General features: G+C 42.1%; 25 protein-coding genes, 1 other RNA gene and 1 riboswitch. Of the genes, 1 reads left to right on the forward strand and 25 read right to left on the reverse strand.

What is annotated here, in order from left to right; genetic code table 11:
• Positions 1 to 96 precede the first annotated feature (96 nt).
• The 17 genes from EC328_RS06275 to hflX all read right to left on the reverse strand — a co-directional run bounded on the left by EC328_RS06275 (position 97) and on the right by hflX (position 14,832).
• Entirely contained in the window at positions 97 to 2,115 is a 2,019-nt protein-coding gene (locus EC328_RS06275) for a penicillin-binding transpeptidase domain-containing protein (protein WP_128426005.1), read from the reverse strand.
• Between the two features lie 11 nt (positions 2,116 to 2,126).
• Positions 2,127 to 2,573, reverse strand: a complete 447-nt coding sequence (locus EC328_RS06280; protein ID WP_128426006.1) for an FtsB family cell division protein — start codon at positions 2,571 to 2,573, stop codon at positions 2,127 to 2,129.
• A gap of 34 nt (positions 2,574 to 2,607) precedes the next feature.
• Positions 2,608 to 3,540 carry a 16S rRNA (cytosine(1402)-N(4))-methyltransferase RsmH gene (gene rsmH / locus EC328_RS06285; protein ID WP_128426007.1) on the reverse strand — a complete coding sequence of 311 codons (933 nt, stop codon included), beginning with the start codon at positions 3,538 to 3,540 and terminating at the stop codon, positions 2,608 to 2,610.
• Positions 3,541 to 3,552: 12 nt separating this feature from the next.
• Positions 3,553 to 3,984, reverse strand: a complete 432-nt coding sequence (mraZ, locus tag EC328_RS06290) for a division/cell wall cluster transcriptional repressor MraZ (RefSeq protein WP_128426008.1) — start codon at positions 3,982 to 3,984, stop codon at positions 3,553 to 3,555.
• A 185-nt stretch (positions 3,985 to 4,169) separates the two neighbouring features.
• Entirely contained in the window at positions 4,170 to 4,907 is a 738-nt protein-coding gene (lgt, locus tag EC328_RS06295) for a prolipoprotein diacylglyceryl transferase (RefSeq protein ID WP_128426009.1), read from the reverse strand.
• A 28-nt stretch (positions 4,908 to 4,935) separates the two neighbouring features.
• The gene (gene yfmH / locus EC328_RS06300) at positions 4,936 to 6,225 is read right to left on the reverse strand and encodes an EF-P 5-aminopentanol modification-associated protein YfmH (protein ID WP_128426010.1); all 1,290 of its coding nucleotides are present in this window, start codon (positions 6,223 to 6,225) and stop codon (positions 4,936 to 4,938) included.
• Positions 6,197 to 7,501: an EF-P 5-aminopentanol modification-associated protein YfmF gene (gene yfmF, locus EC328_RS06305; protein WP_164906048.1), complete on the reverse strand. Its 1,305-nt coding sequence runs from the start codon at positions 7,499 to 7,501 to the stop codon at positions 6,197 to 6,199. Before yfmF ends, yfmH begins: the two co-directional genes overlap by 29 nt.
• Before the next feature lie 87 nt (positions 7,502 to 7,588).
• The gene (gene deoC / locus EC328_RS06310) at positions 7,589 to 8,233 is read right to left on the reverse strand and encodes a deoxyribose-phosphate aldolase (RefSeq protein ID WP_128427009.1); all 645 of its coding nucleotides are present in this window, start codon (positions 8,231 to 8,233) and stop codon (positions 7,589 to 7,591) included.
• Positions 8,234 to 8,247: 14 nt separating this feature from the next.
• Entirely contained in the window at positions 8,248 to 8,820 is a 573-nt protein-coding gene (gene pduL, locus EC328_RS06315; protein WP_128426012.1) for a phosphate propanoyltransferase, read from the reverse strand.
• Positions 8,821 to 8,927: 107 nt separating this feature from the next.
• The gene (locus EC328_RS06320) at positions 8,928 to 9,482 is read right to left on the reverse strand and encodes a folate family ECF transporter S component (RefSeq protein ID WP_128426013.1); all 555 of its coding nucleotides are present in this window, start codon (positions 9,480 to 9,482) and stop codon (positions 8,928 to 8,930) included.
• 55 nt (positions 9,483 to 9,537) lie between these two features.
• A riboswitch (THF riboswitch) is annotated at positions 9,538 to 9,629 on the reverse strand.
• Between the two features lie 62 nt (positions 9,630 to 9,691).
• Positions 9,692 to 10,363, reverse strand: coding sequence for a TIGR01906 family membrane protein (locus tag EC328_RS06325; RefSeq protein WP_128426014.1), 672 nt, complete (start codon positions 10,361 to 10,363; stop codon positions 9,692 to 9,694).
• A 57-nt stretch (positions 10,364 to 10,420) separates the two neighbouring features.
• Positions 10,421 to 11,146 carry a YebC/PmpR family DNA-binding transcriptional regulator gene (locus tag EC328_RS06330; RefSeq protein WP_128426015.1) on the reverse strand — a complete coding sequence of 242 codons (726 nt, stop codon included), beginning with the start codon at positions 11,144 to 11,146 and terminating at the stop codon, positions 10,421 to 10,423.
• A 59-nt stretch (positions 11,147 to 11,205) separates the two neighbouring features.
• Complete coding sequence (gene nadE, locus EC328_RS06335) at positions 11,206 to 11,928, reverse strand: NAD(+) synthase (protein ID WP_128426016.1); 723 nt, start codon at positions 11,926 to 11,928, stop codon at positions 11,206 to 11,208.
• A 34-nt stretch (positions 11,929 to 11,962) separates the two neighbouring features.
• On the reverse strand, positions 11,963 to 12,364 hold the full coding sequence (locus EC328_RS06340) for a CoA-binding protein (RefSeq protein WP_128426017.1): 402 nt from the start codon (positions 12,362 to 12,364) through the stop codon (positions 11,963 to 11,965).
• Between the two features lie 16 nt (positions 12,365 to 12,380).
• Positions 12,381 to 13,043 carry a YigZ family protein gene (locus EC328_RS06345; protein WP_128426018.1) on the reverse strand — a complete coding sequence of 221 codons (663 nt, stop codon included), beginning with the start codon at positions 13,041 to 13,043 and terminating at the stop codon, positions 12,381 to 12,383.
• Positions 13,044 to 13,048: 5 nt separating this feature from the next.
• Positions 13,049 to 13,489, reverse strand: a complete 441-nt coding sequence (locus tag EC328_RS06350) for an NUDIX hydrolase (RefSeq protein ID WP_128426019.1) — start codon at positions 13,487 to 13,489, stop codon at positions 13,049 to 13,051.
• A 14-nt stretch (positions 13,490 to 13,503) separates the two neighbouring features.
• A complete protein-coding gene (gene hflX / locus EC328_RS06355) occupies positions 13,504 to 14,832 on the reverse strand; it encodes a GTPase HflX (RefSeq protein WP_240671457.1) in 1,329 nt (442 codons plus the stop codon).
• A 116-nt stretch (positions 14,833 to 14,948) separates the two neighbouring features.
• Here hflX and EC328_RS06360 point away from each other — a divergent pair, with 116 nt between their 5' ends.
• Positions 14,949 to 17,840, forward strand: a complete 2,892-nt coding sequence (locus tag EC328_RS06360; protein ID WP_164906049.1) for a penicillin-binding protein 1A — start codon at positions 14,949 to 14,951, stop codon at positions 17,838 to 17,840.
• 42 nt (positions 17,841 to 17,882) lie between these two features.
• On the opposite strand, the gene EC328_RS06365 is transcribed toward EC328_RS06360, so the two are convergent.
• The 8 genes from EC328_RS06365 to dnaG form a co-directional block, all read right to left on the reverse strand.
• Entirely contained in the window at positions 17,883 to 18,728 is an 846-nt protein-coding gene (locus tag EC328_RS06365) for a bifunctional 5,10-methylenetetrahydrofolate dehydrogenase/5,10-methenyltetrahydrofolate cyclohydrolase (RefSeq protein ID WP_128426022.1), read from the reverse strand.
• Positions 18,729 to 18,813: 85 nt separating this feature from the next.
• Complete coding sequence (locus tag EC328_RS06370) at positions 18,814 to 19,854, reverse strand: C40 family peptidase (RefSeq protein ID WP_128426023.1); 1,041 nt, start codon at positions 19,852 to 19,854, stop codon at positions 18,814 to 18,816.
• A 194-nt stretch (positions 19,855 to 20,048) separates the two neighbouring features.
• Positions 20,049 to 20,383, reverse strand: an RNA gene (rnpB, locus tag EC328_RS06375) — RNase P RNA component class A.
• Positions 20,384 to 20,434: 51 nt separating this feature from the next.
• The gene (locus tag EC328_RS06380) at positions 20,435 to 21,148 is read right to left on the reverse strand and encodes a zinc ribbon domain-containing protein (protein WP_164906050.1); all 714 of its coding nucleotides are present in this window, start codon (positions 21,146 to 21,148) and stop codon (positions 20,435 to 20,437) included.
• 16 nt (positions 21,149 to 21,164) lie between these two features.
• Complete coding sequence (locus EC328_RS06385; RefSeq protein WP_128426025.1) at positions 21,165 to 21,959, reverse strand: Nif3-like dinuclear metal center hexameric protein; 795 nt, start codon at positions 21,957 to 21,959, stop codon at positions 21,165 to 21,167.
• Positions 21,956 to 22,642 (reverse strand): tRNA (adenine(22)-N(1))-methyltransferase, encoded by a 687-nt coding sequence (locus EC328_RS06390; RefSeq protein ID WP_128426026.1) that lies wholly within the window; start codon positions 22,640 to 22,642, stop codon positions 21,956 to 21,958. Before EC328_RS06390 ends, EC328_RS06385 begins: the two co-directional genes overlap by 4 nt.
• A gap of 45 nt (positions 22,643 to 22,687) precedes the next feature.
• The gene (rpoD, locus tag EC328_RS06395) at positions 22,688 to 23,782 is read right to left on the reverse strand and encodes an RNA polymerase sigma factor RpoD (RefSeq protein WP_407057844.1); all 1,095 of its coding nucleotides are present in this window, start codon (positions 23,780 to 23,782) and stop codon (positions 22,688 to 22,690) included.
• An 83-nt stretch (positions 23,783 to 23,865) separates the two neighbouring features.
• Positions 23,866 to 25,638 carry a DNA primase gene (dnaG, locus tag EC328_RS06400; RefSeq protein WP_128426028.1) on the reverse strand — a complete coding sequence of 591 codons (1,773 nt, stop codon included), beginning with the start codon at positions 25,636 to 25,638 and terminating at the stop codon, positions 23,866 to 23,868.
• Between the last annotated feature and the right edge of the window lie 32 nt (positions 25,639 to 25,670).

Consider the following 25,670-nt stretch of genomic DNA (forward strand, 5'->3'; position numbering starts at 1 on the left):
TTTTTTATTGCTGCTCTCGTGCATCATAATATTATAATAGAATTTTAATTTCTTTACCACATAATTTTGTTTTGTCAGCAGGTTGAGGAATATTATCTACCGATCCTCAAAGGTTTCTTCGGAGAGAGTTGGATTGTTAGTTCCGCTAGACAGATAAAGATCTATTATACCTCCTATCTGAATCTCCTCTCCTGCTTTTGGATACTGGTCTACTACAACCGTATCGAGACTGAAGTCCTCATATTCAGTGGTATATTTCAGACTAATTTCGGATATCAATTCTCCTGCTTCCGCTATGGTCAGACCAATCACCTCCGGGACCGGAACAGTCTCCTGAATACCCTTCAGTTCCTCCTCGGTGTACGATCTTGGTACCTCCATGTAGTTCAGCGTATTCTCTATTACCATGGCTGCAAATGGACCTGCAACAGTTCCCCCGTAATAGATTCCGGTGGGTTCATCAACTATTACAAGGACTGCTATTCTTGGATCATTTATTGGAGCAACGCCTCCAAAGGATGATATGTATTTATTTTCAACATATCTGCCGTCTATTATCTTTTGAGCAGTGCCTGTCTTTCCTCCAACTCTGTAGCCTGGCACGTATGCTTTTTTACCTGTGCCTTCAAGAACCGTCTTTTCCAGCATATCCAGAAGCATGTCCGCTGTCTTCTCCGAGATGACCTGCCTCTTCATCTGCGGTTGAAATTGTTTGACCACCTTGCCCTGACTATCTATAAGACTTCTCGTCATCATTGGAGTCATCAGCTTCCCATCGTTTGCAACAGCTGCGATTGCATTGATCATTTGTATTGGTGTTACTGAAATGCCATGACCATAAGAAAGAGTTGCAAGATTGACCTCTTTAATACTGTCTATTCCGGACGGGATCAAGCCTCTTTGCTCACCAGGGAGATCTATACCGGTTGTCTGTCCAAATCCGAAGGCTTTAATGTACTCATAGAGCTTTTCCTTTCCAAGCTCTCTAGCCATATTTACGAATGCCACATTGCAGGAGTTGCTGAAGGATGTTGCAAAATCCTGATCCCCGTGAGGATCATACCAGCTTGAACATCTGAGAACCACACCTTTGATATCCCTTATGAATCCATCGCAATAGTAGTGGGAGTTTAAAGTAGCTGAGCCCTCCTCCAGCGCTGCTGCTGCCGTTACTATCTTGAAGGTGGAGCCTGGTTCGTACAAGTCATTTATTGCATAGTTTCTCCACATCTGAAACCACTTTTGCTGCTGCTCCTCCGGCGGCAGCTTGCTCCACTGTTCACCTACAGCCGGATCAAGAGGTTGTCTTGGATAATTTGGATCGTAATCAGGTTTGTTTGCCATAGCAAGGATTTCCCCTGTTTCAGGATCCATAACTATTATAGAGACACTTTTAGCTTTGTTTGTCTCCATTGCTTTCTCTGCTGCATCTTCTGCAAAGCCCTGGATGGTCTCATCAACTGAAAGAACTACTGAAAGCCCGTCCTTTGCTTCGTATATCTGTTCTCCATCATATGGTAGCTGTCGGTTGGCAGCATCTGTGGCCTTGACCCAAATCCCTGGAGTACCTGCCAGGTATTCATCATAGACTCTTTCTATTCCATAAAGCCCTTTGTTGTCTATATCAGTAAAACCAAGAATGTATGATCCGAAGCTTCCAAAGGGATAATATCTCTTGCTGTCGTCGACAATGGATATCCCTCTTATTCCCAGATCTCTTATTTGATCTGCTTCAGCACGAGTCACCCACTGCTTGAGCTTCTCGACGTTGGCTTCTGAGGTTAGTTTCTTATAAAGCTCCTCAGGATCCTGACCGAGTATGGGACCAAGCTGTAAAGCAGCGGCTTCTGGCTCATCCATATCTGATGGTGCTGCCCAAACTGTATATGCTGTCGTATTTACTGCAAGCTTTTTCCCCTTCCGGTCATAGATCAAGCCTCTGTCTGAAGTAATGTCTATGGCCTTGGTCCACTGCTGGAGAGCTCCTTTTTTATACTCCTCACCCTCGAACAGCTGTATTCTAATTAGTCTGTACCCTAAAAAAAACACGATTAAGGTTGCAATTGTCAGCGCAATCCCTAATCGTAGTTTGGTTTTCTTTGTTGGTTTTCTCAATTCCACTCCCCCTAAAACAGACTGGAAAATATACTAAGGACGTTTCTCACCTTATCAGTTAAGGAAAACATATGGGTATCCTCGAAGGTGGAGTTATTGACTGCCACGTAGGATATCTGACCTTCCTCGGGATATATCATTCCAAGATAGGTCCTTGCTTGCTCAGCTATCAGAGCAGTGTTCTTTAGTCCTTCCAGGTTGCCCTCAAGCTCCTGTCTCACTTTATATAGCTCTGACTTTTCCTTTTCTAACCTTGTTATGTCCAGTCTGACTGATGTTATTTTAGCATAACCCTGCAAAATAAACAAAGAGGTAATTAATATTGAGATCGCAAGTGCCAAATACATTTGCTTGTTCAGAACTGAGCTCCTATGTACCTTTGGTTTAGTTTTTGATTTAGGTTTGACTACTTCCTGAAACTCAGGATACTGGTAGTATTCAAGCTTTTCAGCCAACACGGTTCTCCCCCCTCGTGTGATGAGAGGCAGTTACTTATAGCCTCTCTGCAATCCTTAGCTTCGCTGATCTTGACCTAGGGTTATACTCCAACTCCTGTTTAGAAGGAGTCAATGGTTTTCTGGTTATTATATCTATCTCTCTTCTTTTATCACAGACACATTTAGGAAGCTCTGGTGGACAGATACAGTCTTTATATAATTCTCTGAAGGCTTCCTTCACTATCCTGTCCTCCAGCGAATGAAAGGTTATTATTGCCAGTCTTCCACCCGGCTTCAGGCAATCAACCATATCTGTTATAGCATTGGAAAGGACCTCCAGCTCTCTGTTTACCTCGATCCTGATTGCCTGAAAAGTCTTCTTGGCGGGATGATGTCCCTCCAATCTAACCTTTTTAGGTATAGCTTTCTTGATTACACTGACCAACTCAAAGGTAGTATCTATGCTTTTTTTCTCCCGCTCAATCACAATAAACTGCGCGATCCTTCTTGCCCATTTTTCCTCACCGTATTCAAGAAGTATCTTCTCCAGTTCCTCTTCTGTGTATTTGTTGACTACATCCCACGCGGAAAAGCTTGCTGTAGTGTCCATCCGCATATCCAAGGGTGCGTCCTTATTATGGGAAAATCCTCTCTCTTCAGTGTCCAGTTGATATGATGAAACACCAAGATCAAGAAGAATACCGTCGACCTTGTCTATTCCCTGTTCACGCAATACGCTTTTAATGCCTGCATAATTGCTGTGGATAAGGATAACTTTGTCCATACTTTCCGAAAGGACTTCCCTCGATTTTTCCAGAGCTGCCGGGTCCTGATCTATCCCGATCAGCTTTCCGGATCCCAACCTTTTAACTATTTCCATTGAATGACCAGCACCACCCAGAGTGCCGTCAACATATATCCCATCCGGCCTTATTGCTAAACCGTCAATAACCTCATTTAATAATACGGAAACATGGTGGAATGCCATAAGATCACCTCATTATATTCCAAGCTCGGCCATTTTTTCTGCTATTCTGTCATAGCTAAGGCTATCGTCGTCTGTGTAGCTTTCCCATTCTTCCCTGCTCCATATTTCTATTCTGCTTGAAACTCCAATAACTACCGCTTCCTTATCAAGCTTTGAATGCTCCCTTAGGTTCGCAGGAATGACGACTCTCCCCTGTTTATCGAGTATGCACTCCGTAGCTCCTGAGAAGAAGAATCTGACGAATGCTCTTGCGTCCTTATTTGTCAACGGAAGGCTTTTAAGCTTTTCTTCCAGCACTTCCCATTCTTTCTTAGGATAAACAAAAAGGCAGTTGTCGAGACCTTTGGTCATAACAAACTCGTATCCAAGGGGATCCCTGAATTTTGAGGGCAGGATAATCCTCCCCTTTTCATCTATGGTATGTTGATATTCACCTATAAACATGAGGGATCACTCTCCACCCGAGGTCTAAATCTACCACTTCACTCCACTTTTCACCACTTTGATTCCATTTTACCCCATACCTCATCTAAATACCACCATTTCAATGGAGTAAAGTATTGATTTGGGACTTTAGTCCCATCATAAGTCAGAGCATAAAAAAACCCCGGATCACCGGGGCTTTGGCCTTATTCTGCTTTGATTCTTTTCTTTTTCCAGATGAGATAAGCTCCACCTGACATTATTATTGCAAGGCTGATTAGTTGAGCTACTCTAAAGGGTCCAAGCATAAGGCTGTCTGTCCTTAGTCCTTCAATAAAGAACCTGCCTACTGAATAAAGAATCAGATAAAGGAGGTATATTTCTCCCTCAACAGTTGCCTTCTTCCTTCTATACCATAGCAAAAATCCGAATACGAGAAGGTTCCATATCGACTCGTAAAGGAAAGTCGGATGCACCTTTACACCATCTATCATTATACCCCAGGGAAGATCTGTTGGTCCCCCATGGGCCTCCTGATTTGCAAAATTGCCCCATCTTCCTATTGCCTGTCCTAATATCAAGCTTGGCGCTACAATATCGGCAAGTTTCCAGAAGCTCTCCTTCCTTACCTTTGCAAATATAATGGCGACAAGTGTTCCTGCGATTATAACTCCGTGGATCGCAAGGCCTCCACCTCTTATATTCAAGATCTGAGATGGATTTTTGCTGTAATAGTCCCACATGAAGATGACGTAGTAGGCTCTTGCACCTATTATCGCTGCAGGTACTGCGAAAAGAAGCATGTCAATGAGTGTCTCTTCCTTTACTCCCTTTCTCTTTGCCTCCTTCAAGGCGAGTACTGTTCCTATCAGTACAGCTGATGCTATCAATAAACCATACCATCTGATCTCTAATCCAAAAATACTGAATGCAACTGCCAACACATTATGACCACCTTTCAATTTGCTGCTCTTATTTTACCATACCTTCTGGCCATATTACAGACAGAACGCTTTCTCCACTGGAAAAATGTCTCTCAAATCTTTCCAAAAGATCCTCAAAGGTGGTTTCGGAGAGAAGATCGAGATAATCCATGAGGTAGAATCCCTGAAAATAAAGGTCAGTCAAATTGTTTGCTATAAACTCAACAGAATTAAGACCCATGAGGAATCTTCCCATTTCCTTTTTCTTCGCACGTAGAAAAGCATCTTCGTTTAGCGGGGACGTTTTATTGCTCATAAGTTCAACTACCAGCTGGTATACCCTTTTAGGGTCATCACTTTGGCCTACGATCATAGACTGGCCGTAATCCGATTTTCCTGAATAATAAGCTCCAAAGCTTGAGTCTATAAGACCTTGTGAGTAAATATCCTGATAAAACTCCGAGCTCTCAGATAACAAAATATCCAGAAGCATGTTGGTCACTATGTCTTTTTTAACTGAGGCCTTCCCAGTCTTTCCTGGATCTGTATCTTTGAAGCCAATATAAAATAGAGGTTTTGACGTTGACATGTAATCTTCAATGAAATTCTGACGCACAACCGCAGGCTCCTCAGGATAGTACTTGACAGGTGTTCCTGCATCTGCAGGGAAACGTCTGGATGCCTTATTGACCGCCTCAGCAATTCTATCCAGCTCCAGATCACCCACTACAAAAAGTACCATATTCGATGGATGATAGAACCTGTTATAAGCAAGGAGAAGGTCCTCTTTGTATATTTCCCTGATACTGTCAATAGTTCCTGCTATATCATCCTTAACGGGATGGTTATGGTACATGGCACTCAAGCAATTGAAGTATACTCTCCACCTGGGGTTATCCCTGTACATCTGAATTTCCTGACCAATTATCCCCTTCTCCTTCTCGATGTTCTCATCGGTCAGGTATGGGTTTTGGACAAATTCAACCAGCAGGGACAGGCTGTCATAAAAATTATCAGAGGTACTGAATAGGTAGGAGGTCTGGTCGAAGTTGGTGTAGGCATTGACGTTAGCACCATATTTTGCAAACCTTTCAAATATATTCCTATCCGGATCCTCAAAGAGCTTATGCTCCAGGAAATGTGCAGTCCCATTCGGAAGCTTGATTATCTTTCCATTAGGTTTCTCGGTAAAGCTGGTATGATTAGAGCCAAAGCTGGTTGAGAAAATTGCATACTTCTTAGTAAAGCCTTTTTTGGGGTAGTAGTACAAATTGATGCCATTTTCCAGCTGGAGATGGATCAAGCCTTCATCAAGAATATTGTTCCAGATTCTCTTCATCAGTCTCTCCCTCCTTCCCATTAAGAAAATATATCGTGTCGAGAGTTACAGTATCCATAGCACTGATTACCTTATCTCTGTCGGTTTTTTCTAAATCACCCAGCATATTCTCGAGGTTTCTTTCATCCTTTGAGATCACCTTTCCAAGGAAAAATTCTGATATCATTTGGTTGCTGTCTACAATTGACCTGCCTGAGTTCTCTAATGATTTTTTTGCTATCTGAAGGTCCTCATCTGAGAAATCTCCAGATTTTAACCTGGAAACCTGATCGAGTATCAAATCGAGAACTTGCTTGTAGTTTGAAAACTGAATGCCGGCATCGGCAAGTATTATGGACTTGTGCTTTATAAGTCTGGAGGAAGCATAGTATGCAAGGCTTTTTTCCTCCCTTACAGTCTTAAACATATGGGAGTTGGGTCCACCTCCCAAAAGCTCATTTCCTACGAGCAATCCGTTATAAAGCTCGTGCTCATACGGTATAGAAGATCTGAAGCCTAATACCAGCTTTCCTTGTGAAACGGACAACTTCTCCTCGACCTGACGTTTAGACATGTAATTCTCCGGTATGATTTCTCTAGGGATAAAAAGGATTTCCCGTCTATTATGAAGCTCTGCGGGTAACAACTGTTCAAGCTCCAGTCCATCGGGATTCCCCACAAAGAAAATTTCTATAGGACTAGTCATCAGGATGCTTCGATAATGTTCATATAGCTTTCTGCCATCTATGGCTTCTACATCCTCCTCGTATCCAAGGCTGTATATGCCAAACTTCTCTCCCTTGCACATCTCCTCAATACAGCGGCTTATGGCATAATTTCTCTTGTCATTGATCCTGCTTCTTATTCTTGAGATAAGTATTCTCTTTTCCTGGAAAATGTAGTTGTCATCAAAGCTTCCATTGACAATTACCGGATCAAATAACACACCTTTTAAAAGATTGACTGCTTCTTTGCCTGATTTTTTATCTCCTGTAAATTTTGGATCAGCCCATTCTATAGATGCCTTAACAATCTGTCTCTCTCCTCTTTTTGAGGATCCCAGGTCAAGGCTTGCGCCATACAATTCCTCAAGTTTCCTTTCCAACAGGAGTTTTGTTGGAAAGCTTCTTGATCCTCTTTCAAGTACCATGGGCAGTAATGCATTCAATGTTACTTCATCTTTTTCCAGCGGCCTTATAAGGTTCACTGTCAAAAGATTCGATTTGAATTTATCGGTTTCTACAATATTAAGGAATATCCCATTGCTTAAGGCTATTCGATTTGATTTAAGCTCCATTTTACCACTCCTTCCAGCATTCATTTAGAATGCGTACAGGTGTTGTATACCCAAATTGAGGGCGTCTCAAATCAAAAAGAGGGCTTATCAGCCCTCGATTATTTTTATACCCGAACTTGTTCCTATTCTGGTTGCCCCAGCTTCTATCATCTTTATTGCCGTTTCCCTGTCCCTCACTCCGCCTGAAGCCTTTACCTCAAGGTTGTCGCCCACCACGGACTTCATTAGCGCAACATCCTCAACAGTAGCTCCGCCAGTGCTAAATCCTGTAGAAGTCTTAACAAAATGAGCCCCTGCAGACTTTGAAAGCTCGCATGCCTTCCTCTTCTCCTCATCCGTCAATAGACAGGTTTCAATTATGACCTTTACTATTGCCTGTCCCCGGCATGCATCGACAACTGCTTTGATATCATCCTCGACAAGCTTATAGTCTCCTTCCTTCAAAGCGCCAATATTGATCACCATGTCGATTTCATCTGCACCTTTAAGGACCGAGTCCTTAGTTTCGAAAACCTTTGTTTCTGTTGTATTAGCTCCCAAGGGAAACCCAACCACAGTGGCAACCTTTACATCTGTTCCCTTTAAAAGCTCCTTACATAGCACTACATGTGAGGGATTTACACACACCGCCTTGAAGCCGTATTGAACAGCTTCATTACACAGCTTTCTTATGCCTGCTTTGCCAGCATCAGGTTTAAGGAGGGTGTGGTCGATAGCTTTGGATATATCCATCATTTGGATCACTCCTATTTAATTAATTCAACAAGATCTCCGTTTCTTACTCCGGAAGCATTTCCTTCCTCGAGATCAACGTGCATTTCGAGAGCATAAGTTGGATGTACCCTTACAAGTACATTGTCAAATATCAACCCTCTTGGCCCAGGTACCTTTATGCTTACAATATCTTTGTCCTTCACGCCATACTCTTCTCCATCCAGGGTATGCATATGGATGTGTCTGGCCGCAACTATTACTCCTTTTTCCAGCTCTACCTCCCCATTGGGTCCTATTACCTTTACGCCTGGTGTCTCATTCAACTCACCTGAGTTTCTGACAATTGGCTGTACTCCTAAAGCGAATGCATCTGCAATGGATACCTCGATTTGAGTATCTGGTCTTACCGGTCCAAGAATCCTTACACCCTTAAGTGTCCCCTTAGGTCCAACTACATCTACCTTCTCATTACATGCATATTGGCCTGGTTGTGACAGATCCTTCATCTTAGTTAACTCATAGCCTTCGCCGAAAAGTATCTCAAGGTCTTTTTGGCTGACGTGGATATGCTTGTTTGATAATGCGATCGGCAACTTAGTTTTCATAGTAAACCTCCTCGTAATTCTGAATATAGTATAATTATAACTGTTTTTTGTGCTTAATACAAAGACATTGTCAATAGTTGGTCAATTTCTCTGAAAAGCAGCCTCCGTCAGCTGACGGAGGCATAATTTTTAAGATATTTCAAAAGGTATCGTATTATTATCGAATGAAGTGGTATGCTAATAAGAGCTGCAATTACCCTGGTGGGGAGAAGTATAAAAAAGCCCTTCCCGTATAAATTTGAAAGCCAATAGGTGTTCAGACCAAGTGATATTACAACCGCAGTTACAGCAACTGCTAAAAGGATCTTTTTGAATGAGAACCTTGATTCATAGCTTCCGTTATTTCCATACATAAGCATGAAAATTCCCGGTATTACTCCCCATAATATGGAGCTAAGAGTAAAGCCAGGGTGATATGGTCCCTGGGGATTGATCAAAAACCCTATGATATCTGCCGCAAGCCCTGTAAGTCCTCCCACCAAGGGCCCAAACATGAATCCAGACATCATAAGAGGTACATCTCCAAAGCTGATACGTAATGCCGGCACTCCAGCCAGAGGCACCATTATATAGGCGAACCTGGTCATTACAATGGAAATAGCAACAAGAAATCCTGCTTTTACCATTGTTCTTAAGTTGATTTTGCCACCTTCTCTTTGCATTTTTTTCTCCTTTCTTTGTCGACAGTACTGCCAACTAAAGAAAGGTTCTTTAATTGTCAGCGGATGCGGTAAAGAATCGCAGAGTCATCTTTCGTCCAAAGGCAACTTCCCATCCCGTGGCACTTAACGCTCTTTACCTACTCTGTCTAACGGTTAATTTTTTCTATAGGCTGATTGTTTCAACCAGCTTATTTATACCCAAATGTCAACTACATACGCTGCCACTTGAATCTACCAATTCCATAGGTCCCCTTTCGGAACAATATGTATCCGATTAGCTGACCAATAACCACATATTTGATAAAACTTATACCGATTTTTATGGCTATGTTTATAAAAAACGGCTCAGGAAGCATCTGTATCAACAGATCTGTCCGGGGATCCAATATCCATAGATCATTGTCGAAAAATATTTCGTGAAAGTAAATGAAGTATTTTGTAAAATCTGTTCTTGCAAGAATGGCAACAATTAAAACCAATAAGTAATTCAGAAATAACCCCAATCCCAGCCATTTGCCAGCAAATTTAGTCTCAAGCTTTATTATGAAATAAGCCGCAACTGCAAGTGCGGATATTAAGGAAACAAATTTGACAAGTCTGGCAAGATCAAAAAGTGAGAGAACATCCTCCATATGCTGTATCTCTTTCTGATTAAAATGAGTATCCAGTAAGGAGTCATCCTTCCCCTTGAGATAATCAATTATGTCCTTTGATACAAGCTCCAGTTCTTCCTCAGTCTTCCCGGTTGTATCATATACTGCGTTATTTTTAAATGATTCAGTGTAATACTCAAGATCATAAGCATTTTCCTCTATGGCAAGCACTAAGGCCAGCAGAGATATTGATAATACAAGTATGATCACCAAGAATTTTCTTATCATTCATGCCCTCCTCCCGGTCAAGAAAACAGGGATAGATCAAATTCTATCCCAAGCGTGCTAAATATCCCAGTTATGATATACTTCCTGCACGTCGTCATTGTCCTCAAGCATGTCTATCAATTTTTCCATGTTTTTAACATCTTCCTCTGCTTCCAAAGTGGTATAAGTCTGGGGTATGAAGGTAAGCTCAGCAGCGGCAAACTTGTAGCCAGCATCCTCGAGCCCATTTCTTACTGCGTTGAAGCTGGCGGGACTTGTGATTATCTCAAATCCATCCTCCTCTGAGGTGAAGTCCTCTGCTCCCAGCTCTATTGCCAGCAGCGTCAGCTCATCTTCGTCTATCTCATCAGTTTTTTCAATTGCAATAAGCCCTTTCCTATCAAACATGAATGCAACAGATCCGCTTTGTCCCAGGTTCCCACCGAATTTATCGAAGGCATGCCTTACGTCGGATGCAGTTCTGTTTCTATTATCAGTTAAGCAGTTTACGATCACAGCAACTCCTGAAGGACCGTAGCCTTCATATATTATCTCCTCGAAGGACTCGGAGCCCATCTCGCCTGTCCCCTTTTTAATGGCTCGTTCTATGTTGTCATTAGGCATATTTTCAGCCTTTGCCTTATCGATAGCCGCTTTAAGGGAAGGATTATAATCAGGGTCTCCTCCACCATCCTTTGCGGCAACCATAATATACCGGGCTAACTTAGTGAATATCTTGCCTCTTCTGGCATCTTCCTTGCCCTTTTTATGCTTAATGGTACTCCATTTGGAATGTCCTGACATAATTTCACCTCTCCTTTGATTTAACTTAAATATTTTAGCATAAGAGGGAAACTATTTCACTAATTATTTTCAAATCTTGGTGGGTAGACTCTCTTATGTGCGCTGTTTCTGTTCATCCTTTGAATTTTCTCGACTATATCCTCTGGTCCCTCTCCGGTGAGAATGTAATTGTCAAGAATATCATAGGAAAAGCCCATTTCTTTTTCGTCGGTCTGATTTTCCCACAATCCTGCACTTGGTGCCTTTAATATTACTTCAGAAGGTACACCCAAAGCTCTGGCAAGATCCCTTACCTCGCTCTTTACAAAGTCAGCGATCGGTAACAGATCGACCCCACTATCGCCATACTTTGTGAAATATCCTACTTCAAGCTCTGATTTATTGCTTGTCCCGCAAACCAGATATCCCATCTCCTGTGCAAAATAATACAGTGTCATCATCCTAAGTCTGGGCTTGAGATTAGCCCTGGCAAGTACGCCCTCGCCTTCAAATGGCAGTGCCTTCAGAAAGGAATGGTAAACAGGAGCAAGATCTACTGTTGCAGTATCAAGCTCGAAGACTGATGCTACCAGGATAGCGTCCTTCTCATCCTGAGGATTGCTGTTTATAGGCATGATGACCCCAAGACTCTCACCTGGGAATGCTTTCTTTGCCAAAGCAGCAACAACAGCAGAATCAATTCCGCCACTAAGCCCGAATACTACCCCTTTTGCTCCAGCATTAGACACTTGTTCTCTTAACCATTCCACAATGCTTTCAATAGTTTTGCCCGTTTCCTTCACTAGGTGGCCCCCCTGTCATAAATGTGTGTTTTTCTTAGTGTGCTCCCTTTTTAAGGGTAGCATATACACAGTCATCAGTAAGGAAGTTAAGACCAAGCTCCTCTGCCTTTGCTACGACTTCATCGTTGTATGTTCCCGGTTGGAAGAAAATATACTCTATCCCATTTTCCTTTGCTTCCTCAAGTATCGTGATGCTTAATCTCGGAGGAACGACCATGTCTATGATATCAACCTTCTCAGGCAGCTCTGACAGTGATTTATATATTCTGTCTCCCTCAAGCTCATCGTAATTTGGGCTGATACCATAGGTAGTATAGCCATGTTCCTTCAATGTTTTCCATATCTTGTAGCCAAATTTGTCTTTGTTTCCGGAAACGCCGACGACTGCCCAATTTTTAAGACTCATCATTTTTTCCTTCAATTCATTACTTGACATAATATCACCTCGCCTATTATATACCCCTGCCCGGCATGTATCTCACTCCATCTTTTATCGGCAGGTAAATTCCTCCCGCACTCTCTATTAGTGCTGAACCGCTGGTCATCTCATTCATATCTGCCATAAACCTCTCGATGTCTTTATTTGGGATAGAGATTCTCAGCTTAACGTTATCCTCAAAGATTATTTCGTCAGGCTCGATTCCACTATCTCTGAGATAGTTTTCCAGTTTTCCAAAGGCTGTGTAGCCTATTTGAACCTTAAGTATTTCAAATGGCATCATTTCAACTATTACTGCACTATCAAGCGCTATCTTGGCTCCCTTGGTATACGCTCTGACCAACCCTCCGCCTCCGAGCTTTATTCCGCCAAAATACCTTGTGACAACGACGGCAACATGCTTAAGGTTTTCCTTCTTTATGACCTCCAGTATCGGGATCCCGGCAGTCCCCGAGGGCTCTCCATCATCACTGAAGCGCTGGAGATTTCCACCTACTCCAGTTATATAAGCATAAACATTATGAGTGGCATTTCGATGCTCTTCTTTTACTGACTGAATAAATGATATTGCCTGTTCTTCATCCTCGACTGCCGTGCAGTGACCGATGAATCTGGATTTATTGATTATAAATTCATCAGATCCAAAGCCTGCTACCGTTTTATAGCCAATGTCCATAATGCTTACCTTTCGCCTAACTTTCCCCTGTAATCCCGGAACTCGTTGTAACGCTTGTATGAAAGTGATACCAGGGATTTGTCCTGACTATAGGTTATTTTATCCATAGCCTCTGTTATATCAAAAAATCCACCCTCAGAAAAGCCCTCTTCTGTATTTGGCTCGGCTGCAAGGTTTTCAGACTCCATTATATACCAGGTAATTTTATTGCAAACAGGGGTATTTCTCGTTATTGAAAAAAATTCGTATGCTGTTTCGCCTGCAGTAGAAACAATTTCAGCATCTATGCCCGCTTCAAATCGGACTCTGTGAAGAGCTGTTTCAGGTGGTAACTGATCACCTCTTATCTTGCCCTTTGGCAGGACCCACTCGTCCTTGTCATTTTTAAGAATCAGAACCTTATCATCCTTGAATACGACGCCGCCTGCACAATTTCTTATTAGCATTTGATCAACCTCCGTTATATTATATATTCCTTGTATCTGTCGAAATCAATTTGGTCTATCACCAGCTTAATTCTTGTACCTTCCTCCAAATACTCCAACTTCTCGACTTCATACTCCTTCATAAAATAACTTACGAGGCTTTGATTAGAGTAGGGTATGAGAAGTGTGGCATCTCTATATATCTGAGGGAGCATCTCCTGGATTTTAATTCGAAGCAGTTCAAGATTTGTCCCCAGCTTCGCTGAAATATCCATGCTCTCCCCAATATCCCTTAAGTCGTGCCCTTTCTCAGGTGATTCTGCTTTGTCCATTTTATTAAACACGGTCAAGAGAGGTTTATCCATCACTTCAAGCTCCTTTAGAAGCTTAAGGGTTGTTTTTATCTGGATATCAAGATTTTTATTGGAGGCATCTACCACGTGTATCAGTAGATCGGCATGCTTTACCTCCTCAAGTGTACCCTTGAAGGCTTCTATCAGCTTAGTCGGTAGCTTGGATACAAAGCCTACTGTATCTCCCAGCAGGAAACTTTGACCATTTGGAAGCTTTCCCAATCTGTGGGATGTATCAAGAGTGGCGAACAGCATGTCCTCAACATATACGTGCTTACTGTTTTCCTCAGCTTCATCGTGATCCATAAGCGCATTAATAAGTGTTGATTTACCAGCATTCGTGTAACCCACAAGAGCTATCATAGGAAGCTGTGAAGAAAGTCTTTTTCTTCGTTTAACTTCTCTAACACCTTCAGCCTCTTTCAATTGCTTTTCAATACTATGGATCTCCCGCAGAATATGCCGTCTGTCAGTTTCAAGTTTTTGTTCTCCCGGGCCTCTTGTTCCTATTCCGGCACCTTCCCTCGAAAGATAATCCCTGAACCCAATTAGTCTGGGCAATCTGTATTTGAGTTGTGCCAGCTTGACCTGAAGTTTTCCCTCCTTGGAAGAAGCTCTCAGGGCAAAAATATCAAGTATCAGATTCGTCCTGTCGATTATCTTTCTGTCTATAATTTCCTCAAGATTTCTCAATTGTGCTCCTGACAACTCATCGTTGAAGACAACAGTATCTACCTCAAGCTGCTCACAGTGCTCCCTGATTTCCTCTGCTTTGCCCTTGCCAATGAAATAGGCTGCATTGAGCCGATCCTTTCTTTGGATTATCCTTGCAACAACAGTGCCTCCAGCTGCCTCTACAAGCTCAGCCAGTTCATCCATGGAATCCTCGATGTCGATTTGGTCGTCATGCAGCTCTACTCCGGCTATCAATACCTTCTCATTCTTATTCTCCATATCATGCACCTCAATCTTATAGGTAATAGTATAGCATTTTTCAGCGGTTCTTTCCATATAATTAAAGGCTTTCAGGTTGTCACTGTATTGTAATCTGCTCGATATTAACAATAAAAGTCGATTGTGGTATAATATTCTGGACTTCTATAGTCGTCAATTCAAGGAGGATGGTTATGACTACTGAAAATAGAAAGAAAAGAACCAAAATAAGATTCACAGTCGGCAAGTTCGTTAAAATACTTATAATTTTGATCCTGATGGCCGGTATAATGGCCGGAGGTGCGATTGGAACTGCTGTTCTGGCAATAATGGAGGATGCTCCGGAGATAGATCCCACTACAATAATGTCGAACCTTGACCAGACTTCAAGTATATACGACATGAACGGAAATTTAATAGAAAAGATCCTTGCTGAAGAACTTAGGACCGTAGTTAGCATAAAGGAGATGCCGGAGCATCTTTTGGATGCCTTTATCGCTATCGAGGATGAAAGATTTGAGTCCCATCCCGGGGTGGACATCGAGGGGATAGCCGGTGCCCTACTTGATAATTTCAGATCGGGAGGCATGCGTGGAGCCAGCACGATAACACAACAGCTGGTAAAAAATGTGTACCTGACAAACGAAGTTAAGCTTACGAGAAAGATTACTGAGGCTTACCTTGCTTTAAAAATGGAGACTATTCTATCCAAGGACCAGATACTTGAGGCATATCTTAACAGGAATTACTTTGGTCAGAATGCATACGGAGTTCAAGAGGCATCGAGGACATATTTCTCGAAGGATGTCAAGGATCTTACTATTGCAGAATCGGCAATGCTTGCAGGTATAGTAAAAAGCACAACCCAATTTCAGCCTTATTACAGGGTGAAGCCTGAGGATTTTGACCCGTCTAAGCATTTTGAGGTTGGACAAATAGAAGTTCTTGGTGAGAAATTTATTGCCGTTTACAATGAGAATTCTGAAGCAAGACAAAAGCTTGTATTGAGCCAAATGCTGGCATTGGGAAAGATTACCCAGCAGCAATACGACCAAGCCTTGGCTCAGGATATGAGAACAAGCCTGAAGCCTGAGCAAAAAAAGCCTCAGGATATTACCTCCTACTTCGCAGATCTGGTTAAAACCCAGGCTATCGAGGCTATGATGGATAAGCTCGGCTATACCAAAGCCCAGGCAGAGGCGGAGCTGTTTACAGGTGGGTTATCACTATATGCTACTATAGATATGAATATGCAAAAGCAGCTTGAGGAAATATACGAGAATTTTGTACAGGTGCTGGTTGGCAATACAGAAAATCTAAAGGGGCCAGTTCTGGTGGACTGGAATCTTAACAAGGCTGGAAATGTTGTTGATGAAAAGGGTTCAATAGTCTATTATTCAAAAGCAAATCTTATGACTGACGACCATAATCTTATTCTAACACCTGAGGACTACAAGCTCGAAAATGGGGATCTAATTATTAAGACCTCAAAAATAACACCTTACCCTACTCACTTTGATGTGACGGACTTTTTCACGATTGATGAAAGAAAAAATCTCGTTGCTCATTCCGTAGGATCTATAGTAATCCCAGAGGGACAGTTCAGTGTTGAAAACGGAACGATTACAATAAAGAGTACCTATTTGAAGGACAACCCCGAATTCTATTCACAAAATGGCGAAAATTTAATTATCAGCAATCGATACTTTTATGTTCATGAGGATGGTGTTGTCCAACCTCAATCAGCTACTGTAATACTTGATTACAGGACAGGTCATATCAAGGCAATAGTTGGGGGCAGAGATGTAGATGGAACGAGAATTCTTAACAGAGCAACTGATTCCCAGAGACAACCTGGGTCAGCTATAAAACCAATAGCAGTTTACTGGCCTGCACTTAATAATGGTCAGACTGCAGCAACAGCAATAGATGATATTCCATTCTATAACGGAGCCGGGGAGCTATGGCCAAAAAACTGGTATAATTCGTATAGAGGTCTTCATACTCTTAGAAAGTCTGTCGAGCAATCAGTAAACGTCAATTCGGTAAAAATGCTGCAAAAAATAGGTATCCCTGCTTCTGTTGAGCATCTTAAGAAGATTGGTATCATTGATGTGGAACACCCGGAAAGGGACAGCTTTGTAACCAGCACTGAGAACAGACAGGTAAATGATGAAAATCTTTCTTCACTGGGTCTTGGAGGTATGACAAAGGGTTTGACCCCGCTTGAAATTACAGCAGCCTACGGGGCAATAGCCAATAAAGGAATATATGTTGAACCCATAGCTTTTACAAAGATACTTGATAAGAATGGCAATTTACTAATAGATAATACTCCAAAGGAAACAATGGCCTCGTCACCACAGGTTGCATATCTGATGGGTGATATATTGAGGACAACTGTTGCAAACGGAATTGCCGGAAGAGCAAGGATGAACAATATGGTAGTTGCAGGAAAAACCGGAACGACACAAAATCAGGCTGATATCTGGTTTGTAGGTTATACTCCTTACTATGTGTCAGGAACCTGGATAGGAAACGATTCTCCAAGGGTCACGCTTTCGAGAAGCAGCAGTACTGCAGCTCAGCTTTGGCAGCATATAAATACAACAATCCATGAAGGCCTTGAGGGAAAGACATCATTTGAAAGACCAGATGGTTTGGTGTCTGCAAGCATTTGTACTCAGTCAGGTCTTTTGGCTACGGAACTTTGCTCCCACGATCCAAGGGGAGTGGTCAATTCAGAGTTGTTTGTAAGCGGAACTGTACCTAAAGCATATTGTGATATGCATGTTGAAGCTCAGATAGACATTACAAATGGCAAACTAGCAAATGAATTCTGCCCTGACGAAAATGTAGAAACAAGGGTATTCATACAACGAACTCCTCCTTATGTTCCAGAGGACCACAAGGGAATCATACCAAGTGATTTTGCTTACCAGCTTCCAACTGAGGTGTGCACTGATCACGATGAAACCACAGTAATTGAAAATCCGGTTCTTGATTGGCTGGAGCAATGGTTTAATAACAATAATGGTGGTATTCCTGACCCTAATCCAAATGGAAATGGAAATAACGGCAACTAAAATAATGAGTCTGGGCAAAAGCCCAGGCTCATTATTTGTTATTTACTTCTTTAGTTCTGCGAGAACGACCTGATTCAATAGTATCGTGGTTGTTACGCTTCCTACTCCTCCCGGAACCGGTGTGATCATCGATACCTTTTCTGCAACGCTATCGTAATCCACATCTCCACTAAGCTTTCCATCCTCACTCATACTTACTCCTACGTCTATAACAATTGAATCATCGTTGAAAAAATCCTCTGTGAAGAACTTGGCTTTACCTAAGGCTGTTACAACGACGTCAGCTTTGGAACACAGCTCCTTAAGATTCTTAGTCCTTGAATGGCATATTGTAACTGTAGCATTTTTTTCAAGGAGCATCATAACAAGCGGCTTTCCTACAACCATTGACCTGTTTACGACCACTACATTTCTACCCTCCAGAGGAACCTGATTGTGTACCAGTATCTCTACTGCAGCCTTCGGTGTACATGGTGAAAACCCGTCCATCCTGCCCTCGAATATCCTTTCAAGGTTAAGTGGATGCATGCAGTCAACGTCCTTATCAGGTGATACTGAGGTTCTGATCCTTTCCTCATCTATATGCTTTGGCAACGGCCTGAATAATAGGATCCCGGAGACTTCTGAATCAGCATTCAGCTCCTGCATAAGTCCTTCCAGCTTTTCCGTCGTCATTGTTGTTTCACGTTCGATAACTCTCGACTTAATACCTGCTGCTTCACATGCCTTGACTATACTTTTTTCGTAGGAGACATCGCCCGCATTATTTCCCAATCTTACGATTGTTAATAATGGAGTCCTACCTTCTTTTTTAAGTTCTTCAATTGAAAGCTTCATCCCAGCCTTTATCTTGTCCGCAACTTCTTTTCCTTTTAAAACCTTTGCCATGCTCTTAATCCTCCTTTATTCATCTCCTTGCATTTATCTGACCACAAATGAAGGGCACCCTCTTGGGTGCCTTTTCCTTGACAAATTAATTAATTACTCTTACAGCAGTAACATACCTTGAATAATACCATCCCGAATTGATCGTGTCGATCCTTACCTGACCTTTAGTTGAAGAAGCATGAATCATATTGCCATCTCCTATATATAGGCCGACGTGGGAAATCCTGCTGCCAGTAGTATTGAAAAATACCAGATCACCTGGTCTGAGCTCGGATTTTTCTACTTTTGTTCCTCCGCCTGGCTGCAGGTAGGAGCTTCTGGGCAATACTATACCAAGGTGAGTCTTATAAAGATAGTAGGTCAGACCTGAACAATCAAAGGTGTTTGGCCCTGAGGTCGCATAAACGTATTGCTTGCCTATAAGTGAATATGCTCCTTTTATCAAGCTGGTTAGCTGCTTAGAGGAAGTCCTGTCTGCTGCTCTTGTTATTTGCTCAAAACTGTTATATAGACTTACCGCAGTTTTATCCACCTTATATTTTTGTCCAGCTTCATCAACCAAAGTGTACTTTCCTTCTGAATAGTCCACTACCCCAACTGTCTCTCCTTTAACAAGGACGATCATTGAGGAATCATTTCTCACTATGGCAGAAATATTGGAAACACCGTAGGAAATGTTCTCAACCATGTTGCTTATAATTTTATCCATTCTTACATAACCAATCCCAAAATCAGCGGTAGCAATAAACCTTCCGTAATCCTGGTCATATGATGCCATTATGAGCTCTTCACCTGGCACGAGCATCCTAACTGTTTTTGAGCCTTTACGTGGTTCAGATAGTAGCTCTACCTCTTCAGAAACAGTGAACTTGTCGCTTTTTCTGGTAGTTCTTATCATAGTGTTTTTAGGGATCTGGAGGTATTCACCCTCCTTATATACAATATATGAGTCGTCATTTTCCTTGGCGACTTCAACCTTCTCGTGCTCTTTTAGTTCAATCGCTGCGCCGTTATTCAACAATGCAGTATAGTCCTGGACCAGAATTCCTGAATCCTTAAATCCTACTACCATCAATAAGCACAGCAATGCCAGCTTATGTAAATGTAGGTGTTTTTTCCTCTGCATGAAAACACTCCCTTCTTTGATTAGCCTGCATGTGGTTATTATATTATACTTGGAGTCATTAATCAATGAATTAATGACAAAACGGTTACAGCCATGTTCCTAAAACTTAGTCTAAGTTAAATTTTTCAACATTTACTGATCAATATTTTCAGCATAAAAAAAGAAAACCCCCGGGTATCCCCCCGGGGTTTTCATGATGGAGTAAGTCTATAAGCCGTGTTCTGTTTATATGGTCATCTATCTAGGCCAGTCGTTGCCGAAAGGCTCATGCGACCTACCTTTGGAGCGGCAGCGAGCAACCGCCTTTTTTTGCTCCCTTTTGGTCTTGCTCCAGATGGGGTTTACAGAGCCGTTTAGTCACCTAAACGCTGGTGAGCTCTTACCTCGCCTTTCCATCCTTGCCCTTTCGGGCGGTCTATTTCTGTTGCACTATCCTTAGGGTTGCCCCCACTGGACGTTATCCAGCATCCTGCTCTGCGGAGCACGGACTTTCCTCATGTCGAAGACATGCGACCACACAACTTACTCTATGATTATTATAACATATATTTCATCAATATTGAATACAAAGATTGCATGACTAATTCCTTGGGATTACATGGATCCTGCCGCACGTCTCGCAGTAAAATATACTCTTTCCCATTTTTATCCTGTCGATGATAGTAGTCGCGATCATCATATTGCAGCCAGTGCAAATATTGTTAATAATAACAGCTGTTCCGGAACCTTTCTTTGCCCTGATCTCATAGTAAATAGCTAATATACTCTTATCTGCCTTTTGTGTTATTTCCTCAGCTTCCTTTTTTAGTCTTAGTATCTCATTCTTAATAATCGATGCTTCAAGGCGCACTTCACCTCTTCGAGTGGAAAACTTTCCTTTAATGACAGAAAGCTTCTCATCCAGGTCTGATTTTTGTTTTATCAGCTCATCGATAGACTCCTGGCATTGAAGTTCCTTCCACTCAAGCTCTTCTTTCTGGCTCCTGAGTGAAATCAACTCTCTTTCCATGCATTCCATCTGCTTCAGATCCCTGATGGAACCGTCATAAAGGGTTTTATTGATATGATCCAGCCGAATGGTACAAGTCTTTAGCTTATTTGAAGCTTCAGCAGCTTCATACTCGATTTCTTTGACATTTTGGATTATATCGACCAAGGCCTGCTGAAGCCTTATCATGTTTTGATCAAGCTCTACCAGGGATTGGTCCCTCTCAAGGGACTTGTATCGTTTCTCAAGCTCTTCCACTCCCTTAAGATATTCATCAAGTTTCACAAGCATATTGAGGTCGAACATTTTTCCACTCCTCACTTTAATAGCGTTTAACGGCGAATGTAGGTCCTTCATAAATCTTCATGTTCATTTCTTCGAGGATTTTGTCCTTTAACCTATTCTTAACAGCATATAATACTGGCTTTTCCGTGTGATAATGAGTTGCATCGATTAGCACTATCCCAAGCTCCCTGGCCAACTGTGCATCGTGATACTTTATATCACCAGTTATGTAGGCCTGGGCTCTAAAGGATGCTGCATCTTCTATAAAGTCTGCTCCACTGCCTCCACATACAGCCAACCTGGTTATTGGATCCTTTGTCTCTCCATAAACGCTCAAAACTTCAACCCCAAGTCTATCCTTTACATGCCTAACGAGTTCCTCTAGTGTCAAGGGCTCAATATCGCCAACTCTTCCATAACCCAATATTCCATTGTGAAATCTTTTTTCATGGACCCTTAGAGGGATGCTGTTTAGTATTCCAAATTCATCTGCCAAAACATCGTTTACACCACCAGGTGCAAGATCCAGGCTGGAGTGGGCACAATATATTCCAAGGTCATTTTTAATGATTTTATAAGCCATCCTTCCCTGGTGTGTTGACAGGCTTAGGTCCTTGATGCCTTTAAATATCAAAGGGTGATGTGATATGATGAGGTTTGATCCAAATTTGATAGCATATTCAAGCACTTCCTCAGTGACATCCAGGGATATAAGGATGCCATTTATCTCCTGTTCCATTGAGCCATATTGAAGCCCGCCGTTGTCCCAGGAATCCATTAAGCATGGGTCTGCCCATTCTTCCATAATTCCAACAATCTCTGAAATTTTCAACCCCGGAGCACCTCCCTGAATTTATTAATCTTTATGCTTAGCTCATCCAATCTCTTAAGGCTTTTATCGCTGTTCTGGCCCTCCAGCTCATTTACTATAGCCTCAAGAACAGATATCTTCCATTCTACGAATTCTCTCCATAATTGATGCTCCTTTTCTATGAGGATAGGGCTTATTTCAAGGTATACATCCTCAGGGCAGCGTTGAAGACCATTTTCAGCTACGATGACCTCATAGTATCTCCCATCCTCCCGCACCAGGTCCTCGTCTACTATCTTGAATTTGTTTTCTATTAGATATCTTCTCAGCTCATCGCTTCCTACCATTGGCTGGAGAATAAACCGAAGATAGGTTTCTGCTTTTTTCCTGCTTTCCCTTAATATCTCAGATATGAGGATCCCCCCCATTCCGGCTATTATTACAGTATCTACCTCAAAGGGCTTAATGGGCTCCAAACCAGATCCGATTCTCGGTATGATATAGTCGGCGAGATTCTCCTCTTCTACATAGGCAGCTGTTTTTGCTAATGAACACTCACTTACATCGCTTGCGATAACAAGTTTTGCGATTTCATTATCTATGAGATATTTGGGTACATAACCGTGGTCAGTGCCTATATCGGCAACTATAGAATTTTTAGGGACAAGGTTTGCGATTGTGCGAAGTCTTTTGTCCAGCTTCAAAATTTATCCTCCTTTAAAAAATAAGATTCGCATAGCGAATCTTATCTATTCAAGAAAATCCTTTAATTTTTTGCTTCTGCTTGGATGTCTAAGCTTTCTCAACGCTTTAGCTTCAATCTGTCTGATCCTCTCTCTTGTGACTTCAAACTCCTTACCTACCTCTTCAAGAGTTCTGGCTCTTCCGTCGTCAAGACCAAATCTAAGCTTCAATACCTTTTGCTCTCTGGGTGTCAGGCTGTCAAGAACATCAATAAGCTGTTCCCTTAGCATTGTAAAGGTTGCAGCTTCTGCAGGTGCCAATACATCCTCATCAGGGATGAAGTCTCCCAAATGGCTGTCCTCTTCTTCTCCGATAGGAGTCTCGAGGCTTACAGGCTCCTGTGCAATTTTCATTATTTCCCTTACTCTTTCAACATCAAGGCTCATCTCGTTTCCAATTTCCTCAGGTGTTGGATCTCTCCCCAACTCCTGTACCAACTGCCTTTGCACTCTTACCAGCTTGTTGATTGTCTCAACCATATGAACAGGGATCCTGATGGTCCTGGCCTGGTCAGCGATTGCTCTTGTTATGGCTTGTCTTATCCACCAGGTTGCGTAGGTACTGAACTTAAAACCCTTTCTGTATTCGAACTTCTCTACTGCTTTCATCAACCCCAGATTACCTTCCTGAATAAGGTCAAGAAACAGCATACCTCTGCCCACATACCTTTTTGCTATACTGACTACCAGTCTTAGATTGGCTTCAGCCAGCTTCTTCTTGGCGAGCTCATCGCCCTCCTCCATACGCATAGCAAGATCTATCTCTTCTTCACTCGACAACAAAGGTATCTTACCGATCTCTTTAAGGTACATCCTAACCGGATCGTCCACGCTTATTCCTTTGGGAGCTGAGAGATCTTCCTTAATTTCTTCCTCTTCATCTTCTTCAACCTCTATATCGATAGCGCTGTCTATTTCGTCGTCCTCGGAGTCATCATTGATGATGGATTCTTCCTCTTCCTTATCTCCCATTATATCAATACCGCTATCTTCAATCTTCTGATAAATCTCATCGATCTCTTCAGGATCCAAATCGATTGCCTCAAGGGTGGCAATTATCTCCTTATAGGTCAATAAACCACTTTTTTTCCCTTTTGACAAAAGCTTTTTTTCTGCAAGTTGTTTATTTGTAAGATTTTTTTCTTGGTCTTTCAAAATGTCATCCAAACTCGTTTCCTCCCTACTTAGCTAATGAGATTTATTTTTTTATCTATCTCAATCAAAATCCTCAGCAGCTCAGATAATCTTTCTCCATCAGTTGCACTGCTGTCCAGTGTTTCTATCTCCTGCTTCAACTCTTTTCTCTCTGCTTCCAATCTATCCAGTCTTATTGTTTTGATAAGATCGACAATGACTTTATCAAGATTTGAGGGTGTGTATTCTGTGGTCCTGGTCAATAACTGTTTAAGTCTCTCACTTCCGGTATCATCAAAATCCAGCTCTTTTAACAGTACTTCTTTGTTCAATTCGTCATCAGCAGAGTACCCTTCCTGTATTAATTTATAGCAGAATCTGCAGTCGGGGTCTCCAAACTCGTCCATCGAGATATCGGCTGTTATTCTGGTATAATTATTTCTGCCGGATGCCATTAAACTTATAAGGTCAGCCTCAGCCTTTCTTCTGGCAGGTTCGAGAACCACGGATGATACAGGCCTTATCTCAGTCGATTTATGTTCTCTTATGTGTCTTGGCCCCTTCATTTCGCTTGCTATAGCTTCTTTGGCTATGGCAAGCTCTGACGAAAGCTTCTCAATGTAGACATCCTGTTGTATGGGCGACTTGAGTTCCTTCAGCATCCTTGCAGCCTCCTGAGTAAAGCGGATTTTCCCCTCAGGACTTTTCAGGTCGTGCTTCCCTTTCAGTATATATACCTTGAAATCAATATGATTTAACGATTCTGCAACTTTTTTTTCAAATGCCGCCAGGCTGTTGTTCTTTATAAAATCGTCAGGGTCCATTCCTTCAGGGAGCATTACGATCCTGGGCTCAAGATCCAGTCTCTGCATTACATCAATAGCTCTTACTGTGGCTCTTATGCCTGCCTGATCACCATCATAGCAAATGTATATCTCGTCGCCATACCTTTTCAGAAGCTTAGCCTGAGTTTCCGTCAAGGCAGTTCCAAGGCTTGCAACTGCGTAGTCTATACCGTTTGAATGTAACGAGATAACGTCCATATATCCTTCCACCAGCATTATCCTGCTACGATTCTTGTTCTTATCTATTATGTTCAGCCCGTAAAGGTGGTTCCCCTTGTTAAAAACTACTGTATCAGGAGAATTGAGATACTTTGGAAGGCTTTTGTCAAGCACTCTGCCTCCAAATCCGATTACCCTGGATCTTGTATCTACTATGGGAAAAATCAACCGATTTCTAAACTTGTCATAAAACCCGGTCACATTTTTTCTTATTCCGATCAACCCTGTTTTCTCTATGTCTGCTTCGGAAAAGCCTTTTCCCCTAAGAAAATTCATCAGCTGCTCCCAGCTGTCTGAGGCAAATCCAAGCCCAAATTTTCTTGCTGTTTCATAGCCTATCCCCCGAGAATTAAGGTAAGCTGTCGCTTCCTTATGCTTCATCAGGTTTTGATGAAAGTAACGTGCTGCCTCCTTGTTTATCTCATAAAAGACCTGCCTGAGCTCAGAGTTTTCCTGATTCCCGGAATCTTCCCAAGGTATATTATATTTTTCAGCGAGAAATTTCAGCGCTTCAACAAAATCAAGGTTCTCTCTTCTCATAACGAAGGTGATTGCATCGCCCCCAGCTCCGCACCCGAAGCAGTGGAACATTTGCTTGGAGTCAGAAACGGTGAATGAAGGGGTTTTCTCACTATGGAATGGACATAAGCCTATATGGTTTGAGCCGGATTTTTTCAGATGAACGTATTCACCGATCAACTCCACTATATCGAGTCTGTCCTTAATTTTATCAAGCATATCATTTTTACCATCAGCCATCTGATCACCACCTGAGCACACCAATCAATTAT

Origin of the sequence: Gudongella oleilytica (assembly GCF_004101785.1) — a bacterium.
GTDB lineage: Bacteria > Bacillota > Clostridia > Tissierellales > Tissierellaceae > Gudongella > Gudongella oleilytica.